Annotated in this window: 18 protein-coding genes; 13 read left to right on the forward strand and 5 right to left on the reverse strand. The window is 42.1% G+C overall.

The window, feature by feature from the left end; translation table 11 throughout:
• Positions 1–119: 119 nt before the first annotated feature.
• The 13 genes from HFD85_RS21330 (at position 120) to HFD85_RS21390 (ending at position 12,358) form a co-directional block, all read left to right on the forward strand.
• Positions 120–638: an arginine repressor gene (locus tag HFD85_RS21330; RefSeq protein WP_240925093.1), complete on the forward strand. Its 519-nt coding sequence runs from the start codon at positions 120–122 to the stop codon at positions 636–638.
• 8 nt (positions 639–646) lie between these two features.
• A complete protein-coding gene (locus HFD85_RS21335) occupies positions 647–1,300 on the forward strand; it encodes a GNAT family N-acetyltransferase (RefSeq protein ID WP_167614410.1) in 654 nt (217 codons plus the stop codon).
• A gap of 94 nt (positions 1,301–1,394) precedes the next feature.
• Positions 1,395–2,588, forward strand: a complete 1,194-nt coding sequence (locus HFD85_RS21340; protein WP_167614412.1) for an argininosuccinate synthase — start codon at positions 1,395–1,397, stop codon at positions 2,586–2,588.
• 81 nt (positions 2,589–2,669) lie between these two features.
• Complete coding sequence (gene argC / locus HFD85_RS21345; RefSeq protein WP_167614414.1) at positions 2,670–3,638, forward strand: N-acetyl-gamma-glutamyl-phosphate reductase; 969 nt, start codon at positions 2,670–2,672, stop codon at positions 3,636–3,638.
• A 74-nt stretch (positions 3,639–3,712) separates the two neighbouring features.
• A complete protein-coding gene (locus HFD85_RS21350) occupies positions 3,713–4,864 on the forward strand; it encodes an aspartate aminotransferase family protein (RefSeq protein ID WP_167614416.1) in 1,152 nt (383 codons plus the stop codon).
• Between the two features lie 32 nt (positions 4,865–4,896).
• On the forward strand, positions 4,897–5,697 hold the full coding sequence (gene proC / locus HFD85_RS21355) for a pyrroline-5-carboxylate reductase (RefSeq protein WP_167614418.1): 801 nt from the start codon (positions 4,897–4,899) through the stop codon (positions 5,695–5,697).
• A 4-nt stretch (positions 5,698–5,701) separates the two neighbouring features.
• A complete protein-coding gene (gene proB, locus HFD85_RS21360; protein WP_167614420.1) occupies positions 5,702–6,802 on the forward strand; it encodes a glutamate 5-kinase in 1,101 nt (366 codons plus the stop codon).
• 179 nt (positions 6,803–6,981) lie between these two features.
• Complete coding sequence (locus tag HFD85_RS21365) at positions 6,982–8,232, forward strand: glutamate-5-semialdehyde dehydrogenase (protein ID WP_167614422.1); 1,251 nt, start codon at positions 6,982–6,984, stop codon at positions 8,230–8,232.
• A 10-nt stretch (positions 8,233–8,242) separates the two neighbouring features.
• Positions 8,243–9,190, forward strand: a complete 948-nt coding sequence (locus tag HFD85_RS21370; protein WP_167614424.1) for an N-acetylornithine carbamoyltransferase — start codon at positions 8,243–8,245, stop codon at positions 9,188–9,190.
• A 40-nt stretch (positions 9,191–9,230) separates the two neighbouring features.
• Positions 9,231–9,962, forward strand: coding sequence for a 1-(5-phosphoribosyl)-5-[(5-phosphoribosylamino)methylideneamino]imidazole-4-carboxamide isomerase (hisA, locus tag HFD85_RS21375; RefSeq protein ID WP_167614426.1), 732 nt, complete (start codon positions 9,231–9,233; stop codon positions 9,960–9,962).
• A gap of 8 nt (positions 9,963–9,970) precedes the next feature.
• Entirely contained in the window at positions 9,971–10,726 is a 756-nt protein-coding gene (hisF, locus tag HFD85_RS21380; RefSeq protein WP_167614428.1) for an imidazole glycerol phosphate synthase subunit HisF, read from the forward strand.
• 144 nt (positions 10,727–10,870) lie between these two features.
• Positions 10,871–11,488, forward strand: coding sequence for a bifunctional phosphoribosyl-AMP cyclohydrolase/phosphoribosyl-ATP diphosphatase HisIE (gene hisIE / locus HFD85_RS21385; protein WP_167614430.1), 618 nt, complete (start codon positions 10,871–10,873; stop codon positions 11,486–11,488).
• A gap of 189 nt (positions 11,489–11,677) precedes the next feature.
• Positions 11,678–12,358, forward strand: coding sequence for a hypothetical protein (locus HFD85_RS21390; protein ID WP_167614432.1), 681 nt, complete (start codon positions 11,678–11,680; stop codon positions 12,356–12,358).
• Between the two features lie 128 nt (positions 12,359–12,486).
• On the opposite strand, the gene queA is transcribed toward HFD85_RS21390, so the two are convergent.
• From queA to HFD85_RS21415, 5 genes are all read right to left on the reverse strand, one after another.
• Positions 12,487–13,536, reverse strand: coding sequence for a tRNA preQ1(34) S-adenosylmethionine ribosyltransferase-isomerase QueA (gene queA, locus HFD85_RS21395; RefSeq protein ID WP_167614434.1), 1,050 nt, complete (start codon positions 13,534–13,536; stop codon positions 12,487–12,489).
• 202 nt (positions 13,537–13,738) lie between these two features.
• A complete protein-coding gene (gene truB, locus HFD85_RS21400) occupies positions 13,739–14,449 on the reverse strand; it encodes a tRNA pseudouridine(55) synthase TruB (protein WP_167614436.1) in 711 nt (236 codons plus the stop codon).
• Between the two features lie 44 nt (positions 14,450–14,493).
• Complete coding sequence (locus HFD85_RS21405; RefSeq protein WP_167614438.1) at positions 14,494–15,273, reverse strand: undecaprenyl-diphosphate phosphatase; 780 nt, start codon at positions 15,271–15,273, stop codon at positions 14,494–14,496.
• Positions 15,274–15,288: 15 nt separating this feature from the next.
• The gene (locus HFD85_RS21410; protein ID WP_167614440.1) at positions 15,289–15,546 is read right to left on the reverse strand and encodes a DUF3098 domain-containing protein; all 258 of its coding nucleotides are present in this window, start codon (positions 15,544–15,546) and stop codon (positions 15,289–15,291) included.
• Between the two features lie 29 nt (positions 15,547–15,575).
• Positions 15,576–16,454 carry a cell division protein FtsX gene (locus tag HFD85_RS21415; protein WP_167614442.1) on the reverse strand — a complete coding sequence of 293 codons (879 nt, stop codon included), beginning with the start codon at positions 16,452–16,454 and terminating at the stop codon, positions 15,576–15,578.
• Positions 16,455–16,972: the final 518 nt, after the last annotated feature.

The following is a 16,972-nucleotide window of genomic DNA, read 5'->3' on the forward strand; positions in this document are numbered from 1 at the left end:
CTCTTGTATTTTCAAATAAGTATTGTTGCCCATAAATAAAGACCGTAACCTTAAGCTAAAATCAATATCGCTGCAAAAATAACAAATATTCTGAACTTTAAGTTTGAAAAATCATTGAAATGCATAAATTTGCATTCAAAATGAATATTTATTCAGTGAAGAATAAAGTACAACGGCAATTAGAGATCAGAAAAATCATCCAGGAGGGAAATGTTCATAGTCAGGATGAACTGTTGGCGGCCTTAAAGGATAACGGGTACGAGCTGACCCAGGCAACTTTGTCGCGCGATTTGAAAGTATTGCAGGTGGCTAAAGTTCCGCATCCGGTAAAAGGTTATGTGTATTCGATTCCTGCAGGTGGCGAACAGATGGTGAGTAGCGCTGAGCAAATCAGAGTGAATTACCTGGCCGACGGTTTTAAAGGTCTGCAGTTCTCGGGAAACCTGGCGGTGTTACGCACCCTGCCCGGTTATGCCAGCAGTATTGCAGCGGTTATCGATCAGTCGAATACCTGGGAGATTATTGGTACAGTTGCCGGCGACGACACCATTTTAATTATACAGAGAGAGGGGATATCAAAAAACGATTTGATGCAGGCATTAATAAGAATAATGCCTAAGCTGAGAGAAAAGTTATAACAGGAAACATGAAAAGTCTCAAAAATATTACAGTTGAAATAGCCACAGAGAAGCATCTGAAATTCATCGATGATATTAATGATGCTATCGATCTGGCATCGAAACAAAGAGGTACCGGTATCGCACGCCGAACCAACGAATACCTCACCATGAAAATGAATGAGGGAAAAGCCATCATTGCTACCGACGGCGACACCTTTGCCGGTTTTTGTTACATTGAAGAGTGGCAGGAGAAGGGTTTTGTGGCCAACTCCGGATTGATCGTTGTGGATGAATACCGTGGTATGGGTTTGGCAAAAGAGATCAAAAAGAAAGCTTTCGAGCTATCCCGGAAGAAATATCCGAATTCGAAAATATTTGGTCTTACAACCGGCTTGGCGGTTATGAAAATTAACCACGAATTGGGTTATCGTCCCGTAACTTTTTCCGAACTTACATTGGACGACCAGTTCTGGAAAGGTTGCCAGGGTTGTGTGAATCATGATATTCTGGAAAGGACCGGCCGAAGCAAGTGTTTGTGTACCGGAATGTTGTATGATCCGGCATGGGAAAAACCGAATTTCAAAAGCGTAAACGGAATCAAAAAAAGAAGCCTGCTCGATCTTATTCCACGATTGAGACCGGCGATGGCAGGTAAGAAAAATACATTAAAAAAAGATTAAGAGAGGGGCAGCTTCGAGAATAAGACAGTCAGCTACAGGTAACATTTTTTCATAGAAGGATTAATGCTGCCACTCTCTTTAAGACATTATAATTATGAGCAAGAAATTAGTTTTGGCATTTAGCGGTGGTTTGGATACCTCGTTTTGTGTAAAGTATTTAAAAGAAGAAAAAGGCTTTGAAGTTTATACGGCCATTGCAAATACAGGTGGTTTTTCCGACAAGGAACTAAAAGCGATTGAAGAAAGAGCGCTCGCACTGGGAGCCGTTCAACACGTTACGCTAGATGTAACCAACGAATACTACGAAAAGTGTATCCGTTACATGGTATTCGGAAATGTTTTGAGAAACAATACTTACCCGATTTCGGTGAGTTCGGAGCGCGTCTTTCAGGCCATTGCAACCATCGAATATGCCAAAGAAATTGGTGCCGCGTACATTGCCCACGGAAGTACAGGCGCCGGAAACGACCAGATTCGTTTCGACCTGACCTTCCAGGTACTGGCTCCCGATATCGAAATTATAACGCCAACACGCGACTTGATGTTAAGCCGTCAGCAAGAGATCGATTACCTGAAGAAATTTGGTTTCGAAGCCGATTTTACAAAAATGGCTTATTCGATCAACCAGGGACTTTGGGGAACCAGTGTTGGTGGTAAAGAAACGCTCACTACCAACAAAAATTTACCCGAAGAAGCTTATCCAAGCCAGTTGGAGGCCACCGGTGAAAAAGTCATTGAACTGGGTTTTGAAAAAGGCGAACTGGTTTCGCTGGATGGAGAGTTCTACGAAGACGGTCCTGAAATTATTCGTGCACTGGAAGAAGTGGCATCGAAATATGCGATCGGCCGCGATACCCATGTTGGCGATACCATCATCGGGATTAAAGGACGTGTTGGTTTTGAAGCTGCTGCTCCGATGATTACCATCAAAGCACATCATTTGCTCGAAAAACATACGCTTACCAAGTGGCAATCGTACTGGAAAGAACAACTCGGTAACTGGTATGGCATGTTTCTGCACGAAGCTATGTATCACGAGCCGGTAATGCGAAACATCGAAGATTTCCTTGAATCGAGCCAGGAAAAAGTAACAGGTAAAGTCATCGTAAAACTTAAACCTTATCATTTCGAACTCGTAGGAATTGAGTCGGAACACGACCTCATGAATTCGGGTTTCGGAGAATATGGCGAGACGGTGGAAGCCTGGACAGCAGACGACATCAAAGGATTTACAAAAATCATGTCGAATTCGCTGAAGATCTATAACAAAGTGAACGGAGATCTGTAAAATGTTGAATGATGATTAACGAATGATGATTTAAGAGGGAAATCTGAAATCAAGAATCGTTAATCTGCAATCGTTAATCTAATGATTAAAGTTGGAATTATAGGAGGAGCCGGTTATACGGCCGGAGAGTTGCTAAGGATTTTAATCAATCATCCGCAAGCGGAAATTGCCTTTGTTCAAAGTTCAAGCAATGCCGGAAATCCCGTTACCGATGTTCACGTTGATTTGCTGGGCGAAACCGATCTGATATTTACTGATGAAATGCCTTTCGAAAAAGCGGATGTGCTTTTCCTGTGTATGGGCCATGGTAAATCAGTGGAGTTTATGGAAAATCATTCTTTTCCTAAATATTTGAAGATAATCGATCTGAGCCACGATTTCAGATTGAAAAGAGAAGGTAATGATTTTGTGTACGGTTTGCCTGAACTAAACCGGGATGAAATTGAATCGTCGGAAAGGATTGCTAATCCCGGTTGTTTTGCTACTGGAATTCAGTTGGCGCTGTTGCCTTTGGCTGCTAACGGATTGCTAAACGACGAGGTACATGTTCAGGCGATTACGGGATCTACCGGCGCCGGACAAAAACCAACAGAAACTTCGCATTTTAGCTGGCGGAACAATAATTTGTCAGCATATAAAATTTTTGAGCATCAGCACGAGGGCGAGATTTTGCAAAGTTTAAAGCAGCTTCAGTCGAGTTATACAAGCGACTTTAATTTTGTGCCGATCCGTGGAAATCATACCCGCGGGATTTTTGTGGCAGCCTATACCAAATATTCGGGTTCGCTTGAAGAAGCGCAAAAATTGTATAATGACTATTATACCGGTCACCCGTTTGTTTTTGTAGTTGAGAATAATCCATCGGTTAAGCAGGTTGTAAATACCAACAAAGCGGTGGTTTACCTCGAAATACACGGAAATAAACTGGTAATAATAAGTGTTACCGATAACTTGATAAAAGGAGCTTCGGGGCAGGCAGTTCAAAATATGAACCTGATGTTCGGGCTCGATGAAAAAGCCGGATTGAACTTGAAGCCGGTGGCTTTTTAATTCAAAAATAAAAAATGGAATGAAGGAAGGTTTTTAGCTTCATGCTTCCTGCTTCTGACTTCCGACTATAAAATATGAAACTATTTGACGTATATCCACTTTTTGATATCACTCCTGTAAAGGCAGAAGGCTGTTATGTTTGGGATGATCAGGGAAGAAAATACCTCGATTTATATGGAGGGCATGCCGTAATTTCAATCGGGCACAGCCACCCTGATTATGTGCAGAAGATTTCCGGTCAGCTGAGTCAAATCGGATTTTATTCCAATTCGGTTCAAAATCCATTGCAGCACGAACTGGCCGAGAAGCTGGGCAAACTTTCAGGTTGCGACGACTACCAGCTTTTTCTGTGTAATTCAGGAGCCGAGGCCAACGAAAATGCGTTGAAACTGGCTTCGTTTATTACCGGAAAGAAAAAGATCATCAGTTATAAGAAAGGATTCCACGGACGAACTTCAGCAGCGGTTTCGATTACTGATAATCCAAAGATCATTGCGCCGGTAAACGAAAGCGACAATGCCATTATTCTTCCTTTTAACGATATTGAAGCCACTGAAGAAGCCCTGAAAAACGGGAATGTGGCAGCCGTTATTGTTGAAGGAATTCAGGGAATCGGCGGAATTCATGTTCCCGATGCAGAATTCCTGGTTCAGCTTAAAAAGCTCACCGAAAAATATGTGGCAGCCCTGATTCTAGACGAAATACAATCGGGGTACGGACGTAGTGGAAAATTCTTTGCCTTTCAACATACCGATGTTAAGCCCGATATTATTACCATGGCAAAAGGAATGGGCAACGGATTTCCGGTTGGCGGAGTGTTAATTCAATCCGAAATTGAGCCCTGGTACGGAATGTTGGGAACCACATTTGGTGGAAATCACTTAGCTTGCGCTGCAGCTATTTCGGTACTCGATGTTATGAGCAATGAAAAGCTGGTGGAAAATGCCGATAAAGTTGGGAACTACCTGATGGAAAAACTGTCGGAGATGGATGCCGATTTCGAATTAAGAGGTAAAGGATTGATGATCGGAATAGAATTCAAATTCCCGATCAATGACATCCGCCAGCGTTTATTGTTCGATTATGGAATTTTTACCGGTGTATCCGGACAGAATATAATTCGTTTGCTGCCACCGCTTAGTTTGACAATTCAACAGGCTAATGATTTTTTAGCTGCTTTTGAAGCTGTTTATGCCGAAGTTGCTGAAACGTTGGCAAAAGATTAATACTAATTGAGAAAGAGACTAAAATCCTGCTTATGGAAACAAAAAAAATAGCCATTATCGGAGTAGGAAATATGGGTGGAGCCATTGTTCATGGCTTACTAAAGTCGGGTTTTGTGCCGGCTGCCGATATTTACGCTTCCGATAGAAAAGAAGCCAGTTTGGAAGAACTAAAGACATTAGGTGTTAATGTTTATACCGATAACCTGGAGGCAGCTAAAAATGCCGATGTAGTTATTACAGCGGTAAAACCCTACCATATCGAAGGTGTGATCAATAACATTAAACCGGCACTCAGCCCAGATAAAATTTTTATTTCGATAGTGGCCGGAGTTGGTATTACTGCTCTGGGAGAAATGGCAGGACGCGACATTCCGATTTTCAGAGTGATGCCAAACACAGCTATCGCCTTGCAGGAATCGTTAACCTGTATTTCGGCCAACGAAAACACCGCCCCTTATCGCGATTACGTGGTTGAGCTTTTCAATAAAATGGGTAAGACGGTTGAAATTGCTGAAGAGTTGATGGCAGCGGCTACCGTACTTTCTTCCTGTGGAATTGCTTATGCACTGCGTTACATCAGGGCAGCAATGCAGGGTGGAATTGAAATCGGTTTTGGCGCCGAGATGGCTCAATTCATCACCGCTCAAACCGTTAAAGGAGCCACCGAATTGTTGTTGCAATCGGGTAATCACCCCGAGCGCGAAATAGATAAAGTGACCACCCCGATGGGCGTAACCATAACCGGATTGAACGAAATGGAGCATCGTGGATTCAGTTCATCGCTGATTCAGGGATTGATGGCATCGTACAAAAAAATAGGAAACTCGAAATAATAAGGTGCAGTTCAGGTACAAAAAAATAACCGTTAAAGTAGGCAGCAATGTGTTGGCAAAAGCCGATGGAACGCTGAATGTTTCGCGCATTGCCCATCTGGTTGATCAAATCGCTTTACTTCACAAAAATGGAGTGGAAGTGGTGTTGGTTTCGTCGGGTGCGGTGGCTGCCGGTAGAGCGGTAATGCAACCTGCTAAAAAGACCGATGCCGTTTCTCAGCGTCAGTTGTGGGCAGCATTGGGGCAGGTAAAACTCATTTCGCGTTATTCCGATTTTTTCCAGGAAGATGGATTAACTTGTGCACAGGTGCTTACAACCAAGGAAAATTTTTCGAGCCGCGGTCATTACCTGAACATGAAAAACTGCATCACGACTTTGCTCGAAAATAAGGTAATTCCGATTGTTAATGAAAACGATACGATCTCGGTAACAGAACTCATGTTTACCGATAACGACGAGCTTTCAGGACTGATTGCTTCGATGGTCGATTCAGAGGCGCTGATAATCCTTTCGAACGTCGACGGAGTTTTTAGCGCTCATCCAAACAGTGAAAATGCTGAGTTGATCGAACGGATTGAGGTTAACGAGAAAGAACCGGCTGATGCGATTTCTTCTGAACAATCGAATTTTGGAAGAGGTGGTATGCACACAAAATTCAGAATTGCTAAGAAAGTGGCCAGCGATGGAATTGCCGTTCATGTGGCTAACGGAACCACGGAGAATGTGCTGGTCGATTTGCTGAATGAAGAAAAGAATCTGAAGCACACCTATTTTGTTCCGGCCACAAAACCATCGAGCGGTGTTAAAAAATGGATCGCTTATTCCGACGGATTTGCAAAGGGCGAAGTGGTTATAAACGAAGGTGCCGAAAAAGCGTTGACTTCAGAAAAAGCTGTGAGTTTATTGCCGGTTGGAGTTATCAGCGTAGAAGGTTTCTTTAAGCGTGGAGATCTTATTAAGATCAGAAGCGAAAAGGGAAACGTCATCGGCTTAGGAAAAGCGGCGTATAATTCAGATCGGATTGAGAAGGAAAAACTGTCGGAGAAGCAGAAACCGGTGGTTCATTACGATTATTTATACCTGGAACACAAAAACGGAAATTGAAAAGATAGATACTTAAAATAAAGAATAGCTCAGGGTATGCATACTAACGCCTGTTACAGGCAACTACCCATTATCCCTTTTATTAGCCTTAATTAGAACTTATTCTGAGCTCCCTCTCCCTCCCCCGGGAGAGGGTTTTACTTTGAAAGAATAACATTTTGACCTAAAAGTCAGACAAAATGAAAATAGAACAACAGCTGCAAAAAACACTGGAAGCGTCACAGAAGCTCAATTTGGTTGAGCACGATCGAATTGTGGCATTTCTTAAGGAATTAGCTGCACAGGCGCGGTCGAACACCGATTTAATTCTGGACGAAAACAAAAAGGATCTTGAGCGGATGGACCCTGAAGATACGAAATACGACCGTTTAAAACTCACAAAAGAACGTATTGAAGGAATCGCTTCGGATATTGAAAATGTTGCCGGCCTGGAAAATCCGGTAGGTAAAATTCTTAAGGAAACAGTGCGCCCGAATGGTTTACAGATTCAAAAAATAACCGTACCCTTTGGCGTGATTGGCATTATTTACGAGGCACGTCCAAATGTAACTTTCGATGTTTTTGCTCTTTGTCTGAAATCAGGAAATGCCTGTGTGTTGAAAGGTGGCAGCGACGCCATTTATTCGAATACAGTCATCGTTTCTATTATTCAGCAGGTATTAAAACAATTCAATATCGACGAAAATACCGTGACTTTGTTGCCGGCAGGCCGCGAAGAAACCAATGAAATGTTGCGTGCCCGTGCTTACATCGATCTGATCATACCAAGAGGGAGTCAGGGACTCATCAACTTTGTGCGCGACAATGCAACAATCCCTGTTATTGAAACAGGCGCCGGTATTTGCCATACTTATTTCGATGAATTTGGCGATGCCGAAAAAGGAACAGAGATCATTTTCAATGCTAAAACTCGACGTCCTTCGGTATGCAATGCGCTCGATTGTTTGGTGATTCACAGTAGTCGTCTCAACGAGCTGCCAAAATTCGCGGAAAAGCTTCTGGAAGAAAATGTGGTAATATATGCCGATGAACGTTCGATGCCCGAAATCAGTAACGTTTATCCCGAAGACCTGCTTTTTGAAGCGACAGAAGAAAGTTTCGGGACAGAATTCCTCTCGCTGAAAATGTCGGTAAAAACCGTGGATTCTTTTGAAGAGGCCATTAAACAGATCAACACGCATAGCTCGAAACACAGCGAGGCAATCATCACCGAGGACAATGCTCGCATTGAAATTTTCCGGAAAGTGATCGACGCTTCATCTGTGTATTCCAACGCATCAACGGCTTTCACCGACGGAGCACAATTCGGACTGGGAGCCGAAATTGGGATCAGTACGCAAAAGCTACACGCCCGCGGGCCAATGGCACTCGAAGAATTAACCAGCTATAAATGGATCATTGAAGGAAACGGACAAACAAGACCAAAATAAACACTGCAGAATGAAAAAATTTATATCAGTAAAAGACATACCAAGCATTGACGAAGCCATTAAAACGGCTTTCGAAGTCAAGCAAAACAAATTTGGTTTTCAGCACCTCGGAAAGAATAAAACGATGGTTCTGGTATTTTTTAACTCAAGTTTGCGTACCCGACTGAGTACTCAAAAGGCGGCCATGAACCTGGGCATGAATACCATGGTGATGAACGTGAACGAAGACAGCTGGCAGCTGGAATCGGAAATGGGAGTTGTTATGGACGGTACCAATGCCGAACATTTGCGCGAGGCCATTCCGGTAATCGGTAAATACTGCGATGTGATCGGAGTTCGTGCGTTTGCCAAATTCGAAAAACGCGAAGATGACTATTCCGAAAAAATTCTGAGCCAGTTTGTGGAGTATGCCGGTGTTCCGGTGGTTAGCATGGAAGGAGCAACACGCCATCCACTTCAGAGTTATGCCGATTTGCTGACCATAGAAGAACACAAAAAAGTGGATCGTCCGAAAGTAGTGCTAACCTGGGCACCTCACCCGCGTGCTTTGCCACAGGCAGTGGCGAATTCGTTTGTTGAATGGATGCGCGAAACCGACTACGAACTGGTGGTTACTCATCCCGAAGGTTATGAATTGGCTCCGGAATTTATGGGCGATGTGAAGGTGGAATACGATCAGAAGAAAGCTTTTGAAGGGGCGGATTTCGTTTATGCCAAAAACTGGGCTTCCTACACCCACTACGGACAAATTCTTTCAAAAGATTTCGGCTGGACAGTTGATGAAGCAAAAATGGCGCTTACCAACGATGCCAAATTCATGCACTGTTTGCCGGTACGCAGAAACGTTGTAGTAACTGATGGTGTGATTGACAGCCCGAATTCAATTGTTGTTGATGAAGCATACAACCGCGAAATTACTGCACAGGCTGTATTAAAAATGATTTTGGAGAATTCATAATGATTAATTTTGTGGCCGGACGGACACAGAACATAAGTAAATGAGTAAAAAAATCGAAATAATTCCGGCCATTGACTTGATCGACGGCAAATGCGTGCGCCTTTCGCAGGGCGATTATAACCAGAAAACGGTTTACAACGAGAATCCGCTGGAAGTGGCAAAGATGTTTGAGACTGCAGGAATTCAGCGCCTGCATTTGGTGGATCTTGACGGAGCAAAGGCAAAACACATCGTAAATTATAAGGTTCTTGAAGCGATCGCCACAAAAACTGATCTGGTAATTGATTTTGGTGGTGGTTTGAAATCGGATAAGGACCTTGAAATTGCATTCAGTTCCGGGGCGGCCATGGTTACGGGAGGAAGTATCGCTGTTAAAGAAAGAGATATATTCCTGGCCTGGCTCGAAAAATACGGGAACGGTAAAATCATCCTCGGAGCCGATGCAAAAGACGGAAAAATTGCCGTGAGTGGCTGGCTGGAAACCACTGAATTGGCTGTGATAGATTTTATTTCAGAGTATTTTACGAAGGGAATTCAAAAGGTAATTTCTACAGATATCAGCCGCGACGGTATGCTCAGCGGACCTGCTTTTGAGCTTTACTCCGAAATAATGGAAAAGCTTCCGAAGGTTGAAATTATCGCCAGTGGAGGTATCGCTTCGATGGACGACATATTAAAATTAGATGAAATGGGAGTTCCGGGTGTAATTACCGGTAAAGCTATTTACGAAAATCGGATAACTTTGAAAGAAATAGAGAAGTTCATACTTTAAACTCAGGAATGCTGGCAAAAAGAATTATACCGTGTCTCGATATTAAAGACGGCCAAACCGTCAAGGGAATTAACTTTGTAAATATTCAGGAAGTTGGCGACCCGGTTGAACTGGGCGCAAAATACGCTGCTGAAGGCGCCGATGAATTGTGTTTTCTTGACATCACAGCAACCCACGAAGGCAGAAAAACATTTGTTGAGCTGGTAAAACGTATTGCGGCACATTTAAATATTCCGTTTACCGTTGGTGGTGGAATCAGCGAATTGAGTGATGCCGAAAAGTTGCTCAGTGCCGGTGCTGATAAGATTTCCATCAATTCTTCAGCTGTGCGAAATCCAAAGTTGATCGACGATCTGGCGCTGCATTTCGGAAGCCAGTTTGTGGTGGTAGCAATTGATGCACGTGGCGATGAAAATAACCACTGGACAGTTACCGTGAATGGTGGGCGCATCCCGACCGACAAAGAACTTTTTTCCTGGGCAAAAGAAGCCGAAGACCGCGGCGCAGGTGAGATTCTTTTTACATCGATGAACCACGACGGTACCAAAAATGGTTTTGCCAACGAGCAACTTTCGAAGATGGCGGATATGTTGAAGATCCCAATAATCGCTTCGGGCGGAGCCGGTGCAACAGAGCATTTTGTTGATGTTTTTACCAAGGGGAAAGCTGATGCCGGTCTGGCAGCCAGCATCTTTCATTACAACGAGATTCAAATTCCGGTACTTAAGAATTACTTAAAACAAAACGGTATAGTTGTCCGTTAATTGATGCTTTGTTATACCTTCGCGTCTGGTTGAGTCAAGAAAAAAGGCTGTTTTATTCTGAAAATGAATAAAATCAGGCCTGAACGGTGTGGTTCTTCCCGTTCGGAAACAGTAGAAAAAAAGAGGAACGAAATAGTTGAAAGCATGAAGATTTTAAAAGAAATATCGCAACTTGATTTTGAAAAAGGAGATGGATTAATTCCTGCCATCATTCAGGATGCAGAAACAAACAATGTATTAATGCTGGGCTACATGAACAGCGAAGCGTTGGCAAAAACCCAGGTTAGCGGAAAAGTAACCTTTTTTAGCCGCTCGAAAAACCGTTTGTGGACAAAAGGCGAAGAGTCGGGTAACTTTTTGCATGTTATCTCAATAGGTGTTGATTGCGACAACGATACCCTTTTAATCAAGGTTCATCCGGCGGGTCCGGTTTGCCACACCGGTACAGATACTTGTTTCGAAGAAGTAAATGCATCCAACGAAATATTGTTCCTGAGTTACCTTCAGGATTTTATCGACAACCGTAAGATTGATATGCCCGAAGGTTCTTACACTACTTCCTTATTTCAAAAAGGAACACGTAAAATCACACAAAAAGTTGGCGAGGAAGCGGTTGAAACCATTATTGGTGCAATGGCAAACGATGACGAAAACTTTATTTACGAAGCCGGAGATCTTTTGTATCATCTGATTGTTTTGCTGGCACATAAAGGATACCGCATCGAAGACATTGTTCGCGAACTGCGCAAACGCCACAAATAAATATCCGGAAAAGATCAGGATAAATGCTTTGGCTTTATTGTTGAATAAAAGCCTATGTTCAAAAAGCTTTTCTATAACATAGTTAAGTAACATAGTTGTAAAACATTGCCAATTAATGTGTTGCACGCTGGTTTTTCTGTGTTGGAGTCCTTAGTTTTGTATTAACTGCTAATCGATAAAATCCGTATTATGGAAACTCTAACCGTTTGTTCAACCAGTGTGGCCACTGTTTTGGCTTGTCAGAAAATTGCCCGGACGTTTAAGGAGAACATTTTTGAGCTATCGAGTGTGCGTTCGGAATGGGATATGGAATATGCCATTTCGTTAAATGTATGGATCGATGACACCATTGAAAAGCATTATGCCGATTCTTTGGATGCTTTGGAAAATGAGCGTTACAGGCAATGGCACGAAATTATGGTTGCCGCATTACAGCACCTGAAAGTTTTACGCGCTTCAGTTAAAATCGATTTCAAGAACGATAAGGAGTTTTTAAGAGACTTCTTTGAAAGAACAGGTTATAACGCCTATTTCAGCGATGCAAAAAATGGTGATCACCTCGGTCTGTTCAATTTTCTGAAAACTTTTGCCGCCAATATCGATGAGAATACGCGTCAGAAAATTGTTGAACGTGGTACTGTAGACGCACTATTCGACAAAATATTGGCTTGTGCTAACCGTGTAAATGAATTCAGAGATTGCTTTGTTGCCCTCGAAGGCGACGCCGTTCTCGATAATTATGGAAAGAAAGAGGTGGCCAGCATTTACACTACCATTCAGGATATTTGTCGGGTGGCTATTGCCTATTATCAATTCGATCCCGATAAAAGATGCGGATTTAGCTATTACAAAGTACTCGTGAACCTGTAGTTTTTTATACCTAATAATTAACATGATTTGAATCAGTCTGGCTGTATATCGGCCGGGCTGATTTTTTTAAAAGAAAAAGCCGTTAAAGTTCAACTTTAACGGCTTTTTCTTTTTTTGTCGTTCTGGCTCTATATAATCAGCATAGCATCGCCATAAGTACCAAATCGGTAGTTTTCTTTTATGGCGGAGTGGTATGCTTCCATCACGAAGTCGTAACCGCCAAAAGCAGCAACCATCATCAAAAGGGTTGAGTAGGGGAGGTGGAAGTTGGTGATCATGGAGTTCGCAACACTGAATTCGTAAGGAGGGAAAATAAATTTATTGGTCCATCCTTCAAACGGCTTCAGGAATCCCTGGGTTGAAACAGAACTTTCGAGCGTACGCATTACAGTAGTTCCAACTGCGCAAACGTTTCTTTTACTCTCTTTTGCACTGTTTACCATGTTGCAGGCTTCGTCTCTGATCCAAATCTGTTCCGAATCCATTTTGTGTTTTGTAAGGTCTTCCACATCTACGCTACGGAAGTTACCCAAACCAACATGAAGGGTGATGTAAGCAAAATCAACTCCTTTTATTTCCAGACGCTTTAGCAACTCGCGGCTAAAGTGCAAACCTGCAGTTGGTGCAGCAACGGCTCCTTCGTGTTTTGCGAAAATAGTCTGGTAACGGTCTTTGTCTTCAGGTTGAACCTGACGATTGATAAATTTTGGAAGCGGTGTTTCTCCAAGGCTGTACAAAGTATCTTTAAATTCGTCGTAAGGGCCGTCGAACAAAAAGCGCAGTGTTCGTCCACGCGATGTAGTGTTGTCGATTACCTCGGCAACCAGTAAATCATCGTCGCCAAAATACAGTTTGTTTCCAATACGTATTTTACGAGCAGGATCAACCAGAACGTCCCAAAGCCGCTGTTCGCGGTTTAGTTCACGAAGCAGGAACACTTCGATTTCGGCACCCGTTTTTTCCTTGTTCCCGTATAAACGAGCCGGAAATACTTTTGTATCGTTAAAAACGAAAACGTCTTTATCATCAAAATAATCAAGCACATCTTTAAACAGTCGATGCTCGATGGTACGGTTTGCTCTGTTCAAAACCATCAATCTCGATTCGTCGCGGTTGTCGGCCGGATGTAAAGCAATTTTCTCCGGGCTAAGTTCATACTTGAATTTTGATAACTTCATCTCGTTAATTTTTTAATTTCTTTGTTTACTCGATGCCTGCCATTTAAAGGCAGGTAATTTGCCGCGACCGATCGTTTTACTCATCTGGAAAACTTTCAATCCCGGCTTTTCTATTTTATTTTTTTCGAATTCAGGTTATTTGCAAAAATAATACAGATCTGTGGTTTTTGTTCAAAGTTCTCTGTCTACGAAATAAAATTCGTTAGGATACATCAATTTTCAAATTTTCAAGAAAATAATCTACTTTAAACGCATTATCCAGATCGAATTCGCCAACCCTGGTTCGTTCTAATCCTGTTAAATAGGCTCCGCAGTTTAAGGCTTCACCAATATCACGTGCCAGTGCACGAATATAGGTGCCTTTTCCACACGTAACCCGCAGTTTTATAAATGGTAGATCGAAATTTTCAATTTCAACCTCATGTATAACAATTTTTTTGGCTTGAAGTTTTACCTCTTCGCCACTCCTTGCGTAATCAAAAGCACGTTTGCCTTTCACTTTTACCGCCGAAAATACCGGTGGTACCTGTTCAATTTCTCCAATAAATCCTGAAAGAACATCCTTCAAGAGCTCTTTGGTCACATGCGAATAATCCTGAGTCGAGTCCTCTTCCGTCTCAAGATCGAACGAAGGAGTTGTCGCACCAACTTTCAGTGTGGCCACATATTCTTTTTCAGTAGCCTGAATGCTCTCTATTCTTTTGGTAGCTTTGCCTGTGCACAACACGATTACTCCTGTTGCCAGCGGATCGAGGGTGCCTGCATGTCCTACCTTAAGTTTTTTAACGCCCATCATTCTGCAAAGTTCGTAACGTACTTTATTGACAACATCAAACGAAGTCCAGTTCAAATCTTTGTGAAACACTAAAATCTCTCCGGCGGGAAAGTCGTATTTTTTTTTGAACTCGGGCATATATAAGGCTCTGTTATTCAGAGTATTGTAAAAATTTTCAAAAATCAGGCTGCAAAGATAGCAATTAGGCCGATAACCGCGCAATAAATGGCGAAATAAATGAGTTTACCCCGCTTCACAATTTTTATCATCCACGAGCATGCAGCCAGTCCGGTCAGGAAGGCTGCAACAAAACCGGCCAGTAAATTAACCACATTGGCATGCTGGGTTGTAAGCTCTCCTCTAAAAATATCGAGCACTGCAGCACCAATTATCGGAATCAGCACCATTAGAAATGAGAATCGTGCTACTTCTTCTTTCTTTATTTTCAATAATATACCCGTGGCGATTGTCGATCCGCTTCTGGAAATACCAGGTAAAACGGCCATAGTTTGAGCGATGCCAATAATAAATGCTTTAGCAAACGTGATTTCTTTATTGCTCTGCTTTACATAGACGGTTAGTGTGAGCAGTGTAGCCGTAAAGAGCAACATTATGCCTACAAAAAACAGGTTGCCTGTAAACAAACTCTCTATTTCTTCTTTAAATAGAAGCCCCACAATAACGATTGGCACGGATGAAAACAGCAACATGGCAACGTATTTTGTTGAAGCGTTCCATTCAAACTTATACAGATCTTTTAACAAAGCGCCAATATCCTTTCGGAACACTACAATTGTACTAAGCACCGTTGCCACGTGTACATCGAGTACAAAAAGCAGGTTGTTTTCATTTTTTATTCCCAAAAGCGAATGACCAATTTCAAGGTGTCCGCTCGAGCTGATAGGTAAAAATTCGGTAAGTCCCTGGATAATTCCTAGAAGAAACGCCTGGAATACATTCATTCGTTTGCGGGGGTATTACTGTTCTTCTTTTGGTTTTTTCATGATGGCGTAAATCTCGAAAACAAAGCCAATAAATAACAGTATAGGGGCTAAGGTAATTCTGCGGAAACTGAAAATGTCTTCACTGAACACATTCGGATCGTCGCTGCCGCCACCAGCCATTAAAATAAAACCCAGCACGATAATGGCGAAGCCGATAGCCAGTAGTTTATAGTTTTCTTTTCCCAGCGCAAATCCACTGGTCTCTTTTATTTCTTTCGATTTTTTTGCCATTGTTTCTGATATAGATGGGGTAAAGATAATTAATAAAATAATTCATCAAATTTAAGCCGGAGGAATTTGTTCAGCACGAGCCAGGTTGATAACAGCGAGATAACGAAGCCCAGAGTAAATACCGTAATAACAACAACAGCTACAATTTGAAGTTCTGTAGTGTTTATGTTGCCAAATAATTCGGTTTGATAAAAATAGATACCAGAAAGTAATATCAGATTTGCCAATACGCCACCAATACCTCCCAGCCATAAACTGCGTTTTAAGAACGGTTTTCTGATGTAGCTTTTACTTGCGCCTACCATTTGCATGGTGTTGATGATAAACCGTTGCGAATAAATGAGCAGGCGGATGGTATTATTTATCAGGCCAAAAAAGATGAAAGTTAGCAATCCGCTGACGATCAGTAACAACAAGCTTATTTTCCTGACATTCTCGTTAATTAAAGTGGCCAGGTTTTTCTGAAAATACACTTCTTCCACTTGTGGGTAGTTGAGGAACTTTTGTTCCAGCATTTTCAAACTGTCGCTATTTGTATAGGCGGCATAAAGTTTTAATTCGATGGATGAGAACAAGGGATTTTGCCCCAGAAATCCGGTGAAATCCTCGCCCAGTTCTTCGCTCAATTCCCGGGCTGCGGTTTCTTTGTCGATGTACCGGGTTGATTTTACGTAGTTGCTCAGCGACAGTACTTTTTCGAGCCGGATGATTTCCACTTCTTTCAGGTCGTCTTTTAAAACCAGTGTCAATCCGATTTGCTCTCGGACATATTCTGATAAACGGCGGGCGTTAATAAGCACAAAACTAAGCATGCCTAGCAAAACGAGGATCAGTGTGATGTTCACCAGCGAGGTGATCCACGAGTTGCGGAAACGTTTTTTAATTTTTTTGGGTTTGTGCTGTTGCATATTTCCTTGTATAGCCGAGCTTAGCAAATGTAAGTAATTATATAGAATGCCCGTGGAAGAACCCGAAAATGATTTTCGATCCTGGTTGGCATGTAGTTACAGGTTTGTTAATTCTGGTTTAATGGAATCGTATCAATCGCATCCATATATTCTTTGTTGTAATGATAAGATTGATATGATTGGGTGGATGGATGAGATTGAATAAAACTGCATCAATCTGTTTCAATCTTATAATCAATCTTCTCTGGCTGGTTCAGTTAATAAAACTGCTATTCAATAAGTATCCTTGGCTCTTTTTTTACAATAGAATTTAACCTCTTGAAACAACCACGTTAACTTATTGAAAATTTGAAGGTTATTTCTTTGGAATTACAAAAAAAGAAAATACTTTTGCAGTCCCGATTATTATCCTTAGAGATAAGGAGTGTAAATAGTTGATTTTCTTGAGGTAAGCTTGTCTGATGATAAAATTCCGTTGAGTCAGAAATTAGCAGCCGATGGTAAATCATTTGTGTTGA

Source organism: Maribellus sediminis (genome assembly GCF_011799805.1).
GTDB classification, from domain to species: Bacteria; Bacteroidota; Bacteroidia; order Bacteroidales; family Prolixibacteraceae; genus Draconibacterium; species Draconibacterium sediminis_A.